Annotated in this window: 8 protein-coding genes; 5 read left to right on the top strand and 3 right to left on the bottom strand. The window is 42.4% G+C overall.

Going from position 1 to position 13,704, the window contains the following annotated elements:
• Nucleotides 1-58 precede the first annotated feature (58 nt).
• Nucleotides 59-2,155, top strand: a complete 2,097-nt coding sequence (locus tag MMP72_RS15100) for a TonB-dependent copper receptor (protein ID WP_241406095.1) — start codon at nt 59-61, stop codon at nt 2,153-2,155.
• Between the two features lie 59 nt (nt 2,156-2,214).
• Here the strand turns inward: MMP72_RS15100 and MMP72_RS15095 are convergent, their stop codons facing one another.
• Both MMP72_RS15095 and MMP72_RS15090 read right to left on the bottom strand, forming a co-directional pair.
• Nucleotides 2,215-2,976, bottom strand: a complete 762-nt coding sequence (locus MMP72_RS15095) for a hypothetical protein (RefSeq protein WP_241406094.1) — start codon at nt 2,974-2,976, stop codon at nt 2,215-2,217.
• Between the two features lie 596 nt (nt 2,977-3,572).
• Entirely contained in the window at nt 3,573-7,067 is a 3,495-nt protein-coding gene (locus MMP72_RS15090; protein WP_241406093.1) for a PAS domain-containing hybrid sensor histidine kinase/response regulator, read from the bottom strand.
• Between the two features lie 186 nt (nt 7,068-7,253).
• On the opposite strand from MMP72_RS15090, the gene MMP72_RS15085 reads away from it, so the two are divergent.
• Nucleotides 7,254-7,586: a DUF485 domain-containing protein gene (locus tag MMP72_RS15085; protein ID WP_130162542.1), complete on the top strand. Its 333-nt coding sequence runs from the start codon at nt 7,254-7,256 to the stop codon at nt 7,584-7,586.
• 1 nt (nt 7,587) lies between these two features.
• Nucleotides 7,588-9,303: a cation acetate symporter gene (locus tag MMP72_RS15080; RefSeq protein ID WP_241406121.1), complete on the top strand. Its 1,716-nt coding sequence runs from the start codon at nt 7,588-7,590 to the stop codon at nt 9,301-9,303.
• A gap of 57 nt (nt 9,304-9,360) precedes the next feature.
• Here MMP72_RS15080 and MMP72_RS15075 read toward each other — a convergent pair whose 3' ends face one another.
• On the bottom strand, nt 9,361-10,569 hold the full coding sequence (locus MMP72_RS15075; RefSeq protein WP_241406092.1) for an oxygenase MpaB family protein: 1,209 nt from the start codon (nt 10,567-10,569) through the stop codon (nt 9,361-9,363).
• A gap of 85 nt (nt 10,570-10,654) precedes the next feature.
• Between MMP72_RS15075 and MMP72_RS15070 the strand changes: the two genes are divergently transcribed.
• The gene (locus tag MMP72_RS15070) at nt 10,655-11,251 is read left to right on the top strand and encodes a TetR/AcrR family transcriptional regulator (RefSeq protein WP_241406091.1); all 597 of its coding nucleotides are present in this window, start codon (nt 10,655-10,657) and stop codon (nt 11,249-11,251) included.
• Between the two features lie 251 nt (nt 11,252-11,502).
• Nucleotides 11,503-13,470 (top strand): choline BCCT transporter BetT, encoded by a 1,968-nt coding sequence (gene betT, locus MMP72_RS15065; RefSeq protein ID WP_241406090.1) that lies wholly within the window; start codon nt 11,503-11,505, stop codon nt 13,468-13,470.
• Nucleotides 13,471-13,704: the final 234 nt, after the last annotated feature.

Raw genomic sequence — 13,704 nt, 5'->3', positions numbered from 1 at the left:
TATCTAGGGTTTGCATGAACTCTAGTCTTGTTGAATTTATGTTTTAAGAGAACCGATCATGGCTCAACCTCAATTTTTACTACAACCGCTTACGGTTGCGATGTTTGCTGCCTCAAATACCGTAATGGTATGGGCAAATACTGAAACTCAATTAGAACAACAGCGTGCTCAAGTCGTTCTGGCACCAATCGTTATTACAGCACAGCAACCCAATCTAAATAATGGTTTGGTGATCCAAGCCGATCCGAAGCAACCGATTCAGCCTGTGCCTGCAACGGATGGTGCGGATTATTTACAAAGTATCATGGGCTTTAATGCTATTAAAAATGGTGGGACCAATGGCGATGTCACCTTCCGAGGGATGTTTGGTTCACGCATTAAAATGTTAGTCGATGGCAGTGAAAACCTAGGTGCTTGCCCATCTCGGATGGATGCACCCACATCGTACATTCAGCCTGAAAGCTTTGACAAAATCACGGTGATTAAAGGACCTCAAACGGTTCAATATGCAACACCGGGGTCTGCGGCAACCGTGATTTTTGAGCGTCAGCCTGAAAATCTCAGCAAAGATCAACCTTATCGTGGTCAAGCCAGTATGTTGATCGGTTCTTATGGTCGTTTAGATCATAATATTGAGGCTGCGATGGGGGATGAAAGTAAATATGCACGTTTGAATGCCAATCGTTCTGTCGCTGATGATTATCAAGATGGTGATGGGACAAACGTTCACTCCAACTGGGAGCGTTGGGGTGCTGATCTTGCCTTAGGTTGGAAACCGACCGATGATGCTTGGTTAGAACTTCGTGCAGGCAAAGGTGATGGTGAAGCGGCTTATGCAGGTCGTGGTATGGATGGCTCGCAATTTAAACGCGAAAGTTTAGCCTTACATGCCGAACAGAAAAATCTCACTGAGGTGATTAAAAAAGTTCAAGCGCAAGTGGATTATAGTTATAACGATCACATCATGGATAACTTTAGCTTACGTACCCCGCCGATGGCCAGCATGAATATGCACGGTATGCCGATGATGGTACCCAATAAAATGTCGATGCGTGTCGATCGGCGTACCTTGAATACGCGTTTGGCTGTGACGACCGATTGGGATAAATTCAGTGTGGTCTCAGGACTTGATAGCCAGCATAACAAGCATGGCGGCGACATGGTAATGTATGCCATGCCGACAATGAGTTCCCCTTATGCTGAGGATTTAAAATTTCAGTCTTATGGCGCGTTTAGTGAGTGGACCTATAACGTTGATGCTGATCAAAAATTAGTTGCAGGTGCGCGCATCGATCAAGTCAAAATTGATCAACTTCAAAATGGTAAAAACCGCAAGGATACCGTGCCAAGTGGATTTATGCGTATTGAAAAGGCGTTACCTGAACATGGCGTAAAAACCTATGCAGGTGTGGGCTATGTCGAACGCACGCCTGATTTTTGGGAATTGTATAGTACCTCAACAGATCGTGGGGTAGGGATCACCGATATGATGGGGGTGACCAGCTATCGTATGGTTGATAACTTAGACAATCTGAAAAATGAACGTACTGCACAGCTCGATATTGGTTTTCAAGCCGAACATGGAGCATGGAATACATGGGCTTCTGCCTATGCAGGTTTAATTAAAGATTTCATTTTGTTGGAATACAATACACCTGATAAGCGGAAACCTTTGGCACGTAATGTTGATGCAACCATTGCGGGTGCAGAAGCAGGCGTGGGCTATCAATTCACTGATCATTTTCAAGCCGATGTTTCCAGCATGTATGCATGGGGCAAAAATATTTCTGATAGTCGTGCCTTACCGCAAATTGCGCCTTTAGAAGGACGTGTGAATCTTCGTTATGTCGATGAAAAATATAGTCTAGGAGTGTTATGGCGTGTAGTAGCCAAACAAAATCGTATTAGCTTGAATGAAGGCAATGTCGTGGGCTATGACATGAATCCAAGTAGAGCATTCGATACTTTGGCTTTGAATGGCACATATAAACTAACGGATGCGGTGGATGTTTCTATGGGCGTGGATAATGTGCTGGATAAAAGCTACACCGAGCACTTAAATAAAGCGGGCGCATCCATGTTTGGATATGGTGCTAGTGAACAGTTCAATAATATTGGACGCAATTACTGGATGCGCATGAGCATGAAGTTCTAATCAACAAAAAAACAAGGTGGAGCTTCCACCTTGTTTTTTTCTATTTTAAGCTAGAGAGTTTAAGCCAAACAATCTTGTTTTGGCATTAAACTATCGCAATACAATGGGTTCATTGCACATTGCAAATCATCAATCTGTTCTTGTGTCACATAACCTTTAGTTTTGAGATATTCAGCCACGCGGTCGTCACGTAAACTCAAAAATGCGGCATCATACACGCCTAACTCAACAAATAATGCAGCCGTTTCTAGACTATTAAAGTGATCTAGGAACACATCATTTTCATACATTAAAAAAATATGTTCGATTTCAGTATTGCTCTCAATTTTTAAGCGCTGTGCTAAATTTTCAGGACGTGTTTTGATAAACAGTAAATCTGAAAGCTCATCAAATTGAGTTCGATCAAGCTGATTTTCACCTGCTTTCACATGACCCAACCATGCTTTAAAGACCAGTACCGCACCACCGCGCAATAACATGCTCCACATTTGATGACGAGTCTCTTGATCAAGATGAGATGATTCCGTTTCAAGTGCTTTTAAGAAAATTTCTTCTTGTTGAGCTAACTTTTCAAATAAACCTAAACCTTGTGGCTGATAGGCCGCAGGCGCGAATACATCAAAATGTAGCTCATCGAAAACATTTAAAGCGAGCGGAACAGCAGCTTGATAGAGTGTATTCAGTGCGCGTAGATGCGTGTCGTTTAATTTGTTTTGAACGAAGATACTTTGCCAGTTGAGTTGTGGTAATAGCGCATTGGCACTGTATTGGCGATAAAACTGTTGTGAGCGATGTTCAGGGGTAGGCTGGGGACTATTCATGGTCAATATCCTTTCTAGCGGTATTATTCTGAGAAACCTTAAAGACATCGGTATTGGTTTCTGTCGATTCGCTAAATTTATGCTTTATTCAGAAAGCAAGTAGAATACGACTAAAGTCTTATATGGCAATTTTTTGTATAAAAATATAATTAAAACAATAGATTAATAAATTGTAAGTAAGTGTACAAACGTTCACTAATGTAAGTGGACATTTTTGCCATAGTCAAAAATCATTTGAGCACTTCGGTCAACTTTTTAGCGACCGAAGGATGGTTTTTTGATGATTCTTGCCTATGTTTCAAAATATTATGCTATTTAGGGTCTGTTGATATTTCAGCCATGCATTGCGTTATCGGCTAAAACGACATAAACAAGGCATGAAACGCAGGCAATGGCGAGACCCTTGTCAAGTTTCATAACGCAGTTTAGGGATGTTTTAGCCATAACCCTATGGGACAGGGACATTTTTTGCCACTACGGCGTTATGTCTTATTTATTTAGAATGACTAAATTGCATAAGCCATGCCTTGTATCGTCTAAAAATGTCCTCTGTCGCAATGAGAGCTATAGCTCGTAAGGTAAAATGTCAACAGACCCTATTCCATCGGCATGATTTTTAAACCTGACAACCATGCACGTAGACCTGCGGGTTTGAGTGGTTTCTTGAGCAGCACAATGTTCTGTTTTTTCAGTTGTTGTGGCAATTCAGGATCAGAATCTGCGGTGATCAGTGCCACAGGAACATGTACAGGTCGATGTTGTTCAATAAAATCCAAACCACGTTGATCGTGATTTAAATGCTGATCAATCAACCAGACCTGAATATCATGTTGCGCTATGAGTTTTAGCGCCTCTTCAGGTTCGCTCGCTGTGAAAATTTGATAGCCCCACTTGTTGAGTAAGGTTCGCATCCCTTCCAAAATGGTTTCATCATTGTCTAAACACAGGACTTTATAGGCGGTATGCTGTAGCGCGATGGTGTGTGTGGCTGGTGCATGTGTTTTTATGGCTTCGGTCAACGGCACTTCAATCATAAAGCAGGAACCTTTGCCCAGCTCGGAATAAACATGCACAGGAAAGTCGAGTAAGTGAGTCATACGTTGCACAATTGCCAAGCCGAGTCCAAGCCCTTGTTCTCCCCAAGGTGATGTATGTCCACAGCGTTCGAATTCTTGAAATAGTTTAAGCCGTTGTTGTTCATCAATTCCCGGGCCTGTATCCCAGACCCCAATCCGAATATGATTTGGGCGTTGTGCTGAGCGTAACACACCGACCACAACGCGACCCTGTGCGGTATAGCGTAGCGCATTGCTGACAAAATTTTGAATAATACGTCGCATCCATTGCGGGTCGGTATCGACCCAAAACTTGGTGTCATGGACGTTGAGCTGAATATTTCTTTGGGCGGCAATGGATTTGAATTGTAATTCGAGGTCATTCAATAGGTCATGTAGAGCATAGGCTTGACGTTTTGGCTGAATGCTTCCACCTTCCAGACGTGCGATATCTAACAGGGCGGATAGCATGCTTTCTGCGCCGTATAGTGCACGATCAAGTTGTTGTAAGGTTTGTTGGTCTTCAGTCGAGTGGATGCTTTGTTCTAATGCGGTACTGAACAATCGTGCGGCATGCATGGGCTGTAATAAATCATGGCTGGCTGCAGCAAGGAAACGACTTTTGGACTGATTGGCTTTATCGGCTTGTTGCAGTGCCAATTGTTGTTCAGTGAGCGCATCTGCGAGCTGTTGGGTGCGATCGTGGACGCGTTCTTCTAACACGGCTTCATTGGTACGGAAAGCGGTGATATCTGCAAAAGTCGTGACAAAACCACCTCCTCTGATTGGATTGCCACGCATTTGGATGACCACACCATCTTTACGAATACGTTCAAACTCATGTGCGCTACCGACTTTCATCCAGTGAATCCGTTTCCGTACATGCTCTTCAACTGAACCTGGTCCACATTCACCACGTTCAGCGTTATAGCGAATCAGATCGGCAATTGGACAGCCGACATAGACCAGATCTTTAGGATAATCAAACAGTTTTAGATATTGATTATTCCATGCCACCAAACACATATTTTTATCCACCACACTCACGCCTTGGGTCATATGGTCAATCATGGTCATGAGTAGGTTTTGATTAAAACGTTGCCATTGTGAGGCTTGGTCCAAAATGTTGGCGACTTGCCCCAAGGCTAAGCCATTATTGATCATGGCGGTGGTTAGCAATGTACGTGCAGAAGCTGCTCCAATAGTCCCTGCGAGATACTGTTCAGTAAAGCGCCACCACATGCCATTGGCCATATGGTTTTCATTTAAAATCACATGATTTTGTTCACAGAATTGTTGAAAGGCTTGGCGCGTCGGTTTTTCACCAGTCACTCGCTTCGCCAAAGCCAGCAAATCGCCAACTTTCAGACGAGCCGCATTTTGATGTAAATCTGTCAGATCAGCCGTAGATTGAGTAGAAGGTAGCGGTTTGCTTTCATAATAAAAAAAGCTTTCAGCCTGAATCTGTTCTGCGACACTGGGGCGATAAAGACGAGAGATCCAGATATATAAAACAAGGTTGAGACCCAAAGACCAAAGTACACCATGCGTCAGTGGTGCAAAGGATTCAAAACCGAGTAACGCTTCTGGACGTAAGCTATGAATGTCAAATGGCCCAAATAACAGAATGTGCTGTGCAAAGTTCTGATAGTGTTCAGGCAAGCTCCGCAGCAAGGTCGGGAAAAGTAGGGTATAACTCCACATCACAAAACCGACAATCAGACCGACATAAACCCCTTGACGGCTTGCCCCACGCCAATATAAACCACCAATCAGGGCGGGTGAGAACTGTGCCACGGCACTAAATGCCAGAAGACCGAACACCGAAAGCTGATTAATATCATTGAAAAAACTAAAAAATAAGAAACCCAGTAACATTACACTCAGGATACTGATCCGCCGTGTCAGCTTCAGGACTTTGGGCAACTGTCGGTCATGTCGAGAAATAATTTTGAAGCGCCATAGCGCAGGCATGATCAAGTCATTGCTGAGCATGATCGAAAGTGCAACCGATGAAACCAATAGCATGCCAGTTGAAGCAGAAAAACCACCTAAAAATGCCAATAAAGCCAACCAGTCTTGTTGATAGCTCAGTGGGAGGGCTAAAACGGCAATATCGTATGTACCGAGTGATTCAGGCAGTGCATGCAATGCCCAACTGGCAATTGGAATGATTGCGATGATGGTCAAGATTAAATAAACCGCAAACCAATGCCGTGCGCCACGAATATGCTTTTCATCACGCAGTTCAACCACAGCAACGTGAAATTGGCGAGGTAAACAGATCATGGCAAGTGCCGCGAGTAAGGTTTGAACCCAAAAGGTTTCAGGTACACCGAACTGTTGTAAATTATAAAAATGCTGGGAAATGTCATTATTGACTTGTTTAATATTATCTGGTGATTGTAATAAGAAAAATCCTGCAACGCAGAGTAAAGCAAAGAGTTTTACGAAGGACTCAAATGCGACTGCAAGCATCAGACCACCGTGTTGTTCGGTATTCGCAATATGTCGTGTTCCAAATATCATCGCCAAAATGGCAAGTAGAGCAGTCAACATCAAAACGCTATTGGTCGTGGTGTGTATATTTGAATTTTGATCCAGAATCACCGCAGCACTCAGCGCAATCGCGTGTAACTGGAGTGCCAGATAGGGCACAATCGCAATCACAGCCAAAATGGTCACAAGTGCGGCCAAACTGCCACTTTTGCCATAACGTGCAGCAAAAAAATCGGCAATGGATGAAATGGAATGGTACTGGCGAATGCGTCCTAAGCGTTTCCAAATATCATAACCAAACCAAAGAAACAGTAATGGCCCTAGATAAATAGGTAAGAACAATACGCCGTCACGAACCGCTGCGCCCGTTGCTCCATAAAATGTCCAAGATGAGCAATATACGCCTAAGGTTAGGCTGAACAGCAGCATTCGACCGCGCGCACTGAGTCGACTGGCATGTTTTTCTCCAAAAAATGCACAGCCAAATAACAGCGCGATATAAAGCGCAAGTACTCCAAGAATAAGCCAACTGTTCATCGTGCTCACGTGATCGAATTCCATTTTTTATCATACCCGAAGAGCGGGCATTGAGATGCGTACAGACTTGCTCGTAGCGACCAAAGTCTAAGTTACGGCATCATCATAAACTTGCTAAGTTGGATAGTGAAGAATCCCATAGAGAAAAAGGGGTCCATGGTTGGACACAAAAATAAGGAGTTGGTTATGGATGATTCACAAGTAGAGCAGATTCTACAAAATCCGAAATTTAAAGAAATGGTGAGAAGGAAAAGCATATTAAGTTGGACATTAACAGCAATCATGTTGTTTATCTATGTTGGTTTTATGCTTTTGGTTGGCTACAACAAAGAGTTCTTATCAAGCTCCTTTAGTGGTGGAGTAACCACTTGGGGCATTCCCCTCGGTTTAAGCATTATCGTGTTGTCCTTTTTATTATGTGGTGTGTATTCCTACATTGCCAATAATAAGCTTGACCAACTCAATGAAGAGGCTCTCAAGGAAGTTGAGGCGATTGCACATGAAAAAGGGAAGCACTGAGATGAAAGGGACATCATTTAAAGCGACACTCTTGGCACTGACCAGCATGTGTTGTTCAAGTATCGCACTTGCAGGACCTGATTTAGGTGCAGCAGAGCAACAAGCAACCAACTGGCATGCAATCATCATGTTTATGATTTTTGTCGGTTTAACCTTGTTGATCACCAAATGGGCCGCTAAAAAAACGCAATCTACGCAAGATTTTTATACCGCAGGCGGAGGCATTAGTGGCTTCCAAAATGGTTTAGCTATTGCCGGTGACTATATGTCCGCGGCATCATTCTTGGGTATTTCTGCCTTGGTATTTATGTCAGGCTTTGACGGTCTGTTGTACTCATTAGGCTTCATGGTTGGCTGGCCAATTGTTTTATTCTTGGTGGCTGAACGTTTACGTAACTTAGGTAAATATAATCTATCTGATGTGGTTTCATTCCGCTTGGAAGAAAAGCCAGTCCGTACTTTGGCAGCGATTAGCTCATTGGTGGTGGTGGCATTCTATCTGATTGCTCAAATGGTGGGTGCAGGTCAGTTAATCAAACTGTTATTTGGTTTGAACTATAATCTTGCTGTGGTAATTGTGGGTCTATTGATGATGGCCTATGTCATGTTTGGTGGAATGTTAGCCACCACATGGGTACAAATCATTAAGGCGGTGATGTTACTCAGCGGTGCAACCTTCATGGCCTTTATGGTGATGAAAGCAGTTGGTTTTAGCTTTACCAATATGTTCAATCAGGCGATCGAGGTTTATAGTCAAGCACACCATTTAAGTTGGGATGAAGCACTCAGAATTATGGGACCAGGGACACTCACTGCGAATCCAATTGATGCGGTTTCACTTGGTTTGGCCTTGATGTTTGGTACAGCAGGTTTACCACACATTCTTATGCGTTTCTTCACGGTGAAAGATGCAAAAGAAGCACGTAAATCGGTTGTGGTAGCGACAGGCTTTATTGGTTACTTCTATCTTTTAACCTTCATCATTGGTTTCGGTGCAATCTTATTTGTTGCAAACAACCCACAATTCCTTGATCTTGCGAAAATGGCTGTAACTGGCAAGTTAGAGTTGGTGGGTGGGAATAACATGGCTGCGGTGCATCTGAGTGATGCGGTTGGTGGCGATTTATTCATGGGCTTCATTTCGGCTGTGGCCTTTGCAACGATCCTTGCGGTGGTTGCTGGTTTGACGCTGTCAGGTGCCTCTGCGATTTCACATGACTTGTATGCAAACGTGTTTAAAAAAGGTAAAACCACGCCTGCATCTGAGTTGCGTATGTCAAAAATTGCAACTTTAGGTTTAGCCATTTTTGCAATGATCTTGGGTATTTTGTTTGAAAAACAAAACGTAGCGTTTATGGTTGGATTGGCATTCTCTGTTGCGTGTTGCGCAAACTTCCCAATTCTTGTGTTATCAATGTTCTGGAAAGGTTTGACCACACGTGGTGCAGTGATTGGCTGTTTGGTTGGTTTGGTCGGTGCTGTTAGCTTGATCATCCTTTCTAAAGCGGTTTGGGTGGATACTTTGGGCATTGCTGAAACTGCGCCAAACCCATTTAATGGCCCAGCATTATTTGCAATGCCATTATCATTCTTCTGCTGTTGGTTCTTCTCTGTAACGGATAAATCAGCACGTGCTGAAAAAGACCGTAAAGCATTTGATGCGCAGTATGTTCGTTCAATGACGGGTGTCGGTGCTACAGGTGCTTCCGATCACTAATCAAAACGGATTGTAAAAATAAAAAGCCCTCACAATATTGAGGGCTTTTTTATATGCTTATTGGTGCATACTGGCGAGCTGTTGTGATTGCTTCTGGTACAAAGACAAGCCAGATTTTTGCAAGTGTCGACCATTGCGCTCTAAAAAATCATTCAATGTGGGAAGATATCTTGCACCTGTATACAGTGCCAAATTGCGTAGCAGCAGATAATAAGCAAACCAAGGTGCGAATCGAGGAGGTAGTCCTAAACGTTGCATCTTTTTACGTCCAATAAAAAATTGGGTCATTTCTAAATGTTGTCGATAAGCCAGCTTTTGTTGAAAAGTGCCTAGATAACGATATTGCCGTTCAAATGGTTCTTTAGAAAGACTTGAACCAAGTGAAATGCTACTTGCATCCGATTGCGGATGGGCGAATTGCATCCAATAGATCAGCTTCCAGCCATCTGATTCTTTATCCACTAGCCATTTTTCATCAATCCCCATCAGCCAACCTGCATATTTCCAAAAATGCAGAAAACTTTCTACTTCTTGCGGCTTGGGGAAAATGCCGAGCGCACGAATGCCAATCAAAACCACACCGCTAAACGCGATATTGGTCATGGCTTGGTCGTATTGATTAATGGGTACTCCCCACGTCTCAGCATTCCATTTCTCCGATTTTTGTAGTTGATGACGAACCAGCGAATGAATGAAACGGACATAGATTGTTGAGGTGAAACCTTTACCAAAGCGCTCAAAGCCATCTTGTTCAGTAATGTCGATCCACCATTTGGTGGTTTCAGCCAAACGTGTTCCTGCTTGCTTATTTAATGCGCCTGTGAGTAGCAATGGTTGATTAAATCCCGGATACATATAACCCGTCATCAAGGATAAATCTCTTAAAATGAAACCATTATTGGCGCCTAAGCGATAGGTAAATTTGAGTGCTGCATCTATTTTACTTTGCTCATACCAACTCGGCGTTTGTTGCACCAAATTAAAAAATGCAGTCAGTTCTGGAATGTCATGCGGCAACTGATCTAAACCTTGATATAACGCCGTTTCAAAATACTTCTTGTGCTGTTTCGGATTGAGCATCACCCAGCGCAGCACTTGATCCATCGGTTCATCACCACTTTGTAGAGCCGTGTTGAGCGCGAGATATTCTGCATAACTCGGTTGGACTGTTTGATTAGTGATATAACTTAAAATTCTAGTTTTCATATTTGACTGCGTCATTTCCTGAAAGGGAGCCAAACGTTTTGGTCTAAAAATACTTTGCATTGCATAACGCCTTTGATTGTTATTTAATCAAAGCTTAATATGAATAAATATTCGCATTCAATTCGCATTTAACTTGAGGTTGAGAATGAGAAAACGACCACAGCAACAACGTGCCAAAATGATTGTGGAAAGTATTTTGGAGGGGACGCAAAAATGCATTTCAGCATATGGCGTATTACATGTCACCACGCCAAAAATCTCTGAAAAATCAGGCGTCAGTGTCGGATCAATTTATCAATACTTTGAGAATAAAGAACAGATTATTGCTGAACTGCTGTTACGTAAAAGTGAGAACCTAGGACAGGCATTAAAACAGCTAGTCACCTTGCAACAGCAGGAGACTATTCAAGACATCATCACATTAAGCATTGCATTTGGCTTTGAATCTTTAAAATCAGATCAAGGTTTTTTTATTGAAATCTTAAAGAATTGGCATGCCTATAGTGATTCGGAAGCGGCACAAGTTTTGGAGCAACACTTTTTAGAAATCGGGATGTATTTATTTGGGCGTTACTATCCACACTGGGATTTTGAGACCTTAAAACACAAATCTTTTGTGATTATTAACAGTACCTTATTTACCATGATGCGTTATGTCAGTAAGAATACTTTTTTGATCGAAGAACAACGACTACAACAAGAACTGTCTAAGATGATCGTTTCTTTTTTGGATGCAAAATAATGCTATAAATCCAGTTGCAGTGATAGCAGCACTGAGGAAAATAACATAGCAATATTATGGTGATGTGGTTTTGATCCAAGTGATCTAGACAAAAAAGGAACCTTGTTACAGCATTACAACTGCGTTATTTTTCATATTTTTTATAATCAGAATCGAGTTTTACGTTTTCTGAACTTGCTTTTATTCACAATGTGAATGTCTTATTTGACCAGTAGGGTCTTTCATTATCATTAAAAAAACATGGGGGAACTATGCCTTCCAAGCCATCTTCGCCGTTTGCGAATGTGAATCCGAATGTGTTTTTGAGTTCGGTGATGATTATTGCCATTTTTTTGGCAATCGTCGTTATTGCACCGAATTCATTCGAATTTATGACACAGCAGTTAAAACAATGGATTACAGATTCTTTTAGCTGGTTTTATGTGTTATCGGTTGCGGTCTTTCTGATTTTACTGATTTATATTGCTTGCTCTGCTAGTGGCAAAATTAAACTTGGCCCTGATCATAGCCAACCTGAATATAGCAATGGTTCATGGTTTGCCATGCTGTTTACTGCTGGGATGGGGATTGGCCTCATGTTCTTTGGTGTGGCAGAACCTGTCATGCATTATGTCAATCCGCCCAGTGGCGATCCTGAAACTGTTGCCGCAGCACAACAGTCACTGAGAATTACTTTTTTCCACTGGGGACTGCATGCTTGGGCGATTTATGCTGTGGTTGGTTTATCACTGGCTTACTTTGCTTATAGACATAATTTACCTTTAAAAACGCGTTCAGCTTTATATCCCATCATTGGTAAAAAGATTTATGGACCTATCGGTGATGGCATCGATACTTTTGCGACCATCGGGACGGTATTTGGTGTTGCGACATCACTTGGTTTCGGTGTGACGCAGATTAACTCAGGTCTACACTATCTCTTTGGGATTGAACAAAGTAATCATGTACAAGTGATTCTGATCATCTTTGTCAGTGCATTGGCATCATTATCGGTCTTTCTTGGTTTGGATAAAGGGATTAAACGATTATCTGAGCTCAACTTGGTCTTGGCACTGATCCTACTAGCGTTTGTATTCATTGCTGGGCCAAGTATCTATTTACTGCAAACTACCATTCAAAATGCAGGCTCATACATTTCCAACCTATTTAGCATGACCTTTAATCTCTACGCTTATCAGCCAAGTGGCTGGATTGGTGGTTGGACGATAATGTACTGGGCATGGTGGATTTCATGGTCACCATTTGTGGGGATGTTTATTGCTCGTGTATCACGAGGGCGTACCGTTCGAGAATTTATTGTTGGTGTGATGTTGATTCCAACAGGATTTACCTTGATCTGGATGGGTTTCTTGGGAAATGCGGCGCTATTTAGCATTATGCAGGAAGGTAATACTACCTTGATTCAGGCGGTACAACAGGACTCTTCCGTTGCACTTTTTGAGTTTTTGCATCATTTACCTTTTGCCACAGTCATGAGTTTACTTGCGACGGTCTTGGTCATCCTCTTTTTTGTGACTTCTGCCGACTCTGGTGGCTTAGTCACGGATTATCTCACGGCTAAAACAGAAAACTCGCCAACATGGCAACGATTATTTTGGACCATGATGATGGCAGTATTAGCCATTATCTTATTGCTGGTGGGTGGTTTGTCTGCCTTGCAGTCAGCCGTCATTATGAGTGCTTTGCCCTTTACTTTTATCATGTTGATCATGAGTTGGGGGCTACTGAAAGCGTTGAAGTTGGATGTAACTAAAATGCAGGCGATTCAGGAGGCACGAACCACGCCAAGAGCAATTCATAACCCGCGTAGTTGGCAACAACGTTTAGGCTTGATTATGCACTACCCACATACTGAAATTGAAGTTAATCAATATATTCAGACTCATGTATTGCAAGCATTCCAAAGTATTCAGCGTGAATTTAAACGCCGTCATTTAGAGGTGGATATTCAAGAGGTCGCACAAGGTCTGCAATTGCGTGTCGATCATCATCATGAAATCAACTTTATTTATATCGTCGTCTCACGTGAAACAGTACCGCCAAGCTTTATGCTTGGGCGTGCTGATACGGATGATGCTAATTATTTTCAGGCAGAAGTTTCACTGAGAGAAGGTGGGCAAAACTATGATGTCATGGATTGGACACAGGAAGACTTGATTCAAGACATTATTGATCAATACGAACGCCACTTATACTTTCTGAATGTTGTCAGAAGCTAATAGAATGTAGAAAGTAATGATAAAAGAAAGTCCTTCGGGGCTTTTTTTTGTGGTTTAGGGGATAAAAGTCCATATTTATGCCGATAAAAGCAGCAAACCGATGGATTTTGTAGAAAAAAGGAACAAGCGGAAGGGAATAATGAGAAATGGGGTTGCGTGGTGTGTGAAATGCTGTAGAATGCACATCCATCGGCGGTGATGCGGATAAAAACTTGTTGATAAACAAGGATTTGG

It is taken from the genome of Acinetobacter sp. NIPH 2699, from assembly GCF_022549355.1.
Lineage (GTDB): Bacteria > Pseudomonadota > Gammaproteobacteria > Pseudomonadales > Moraxellaceae > Acinetobacter.
Note: the sequence above shows the minus strand (reverse complement) of the source record. Positions and strands in the feature narration are given on the sequence as shown.

Excerpts from the sequence above, each read along its gene's own strand:
- MMP72_RS15100 (WP_241406095.1), top strand. The coding sequence starts at position 59 with ATGGCTCAACCTCAATTTTTACTACAACCGCTTACGGTTGCGATGTTT.
- MMP72_RS15095 (WP_241406094.1), bottom strand. The coding sequence starts at position 2,976 with ATGAATAGTCCCCAGCCTACCCCTGAACATCGCTCACAACAGTTTTAT.
- MMP72_RS15090 (WP_241406093.1), bottom strand. The coding sequence starts at position 7,067 with ATGAACAGTTGGCTTATTCTTGGAGTACTTGCGCTTTATATCGCGCTG.
- MMP72_RS15085 (WP_130162542.1), top strand. The coding sequence starts at position 7,254 with ATGGATGATTCACAAGTAGAGCAGATTCTACAAAATCCGAAATTTAAA.
- MMP72_RS15080 (WP_241406121.1), top strand. The coding sequence starts at position 7,588 with ATGAAAGGGACATCATTTAAAGCGACACTCTTGGCACTGACCAGCATG.
- MMP72_RS15075 (WP_241406092.1), bottom strand. The coding sequence starts at position 10,569 with ATGCAAAGTATTTTTAGACCAAAACGTTTGGCTCCCTTTCAGGAAATG.
- MMP72_RS15070 (WP_241406091.1), top strand. The coding sequence starts at position 10,655 with ATGAGAAAACGACCACAGCAACAACGTGCCAAAATGATTGTGGAAAGT.
- betT (WP_241406090.1), top strand. The coding sequence starts at position 11,503 with ATGCCTTCCAAGCCATCTTCGCCGTTTGCGAATGTGAATCCGAATGTG.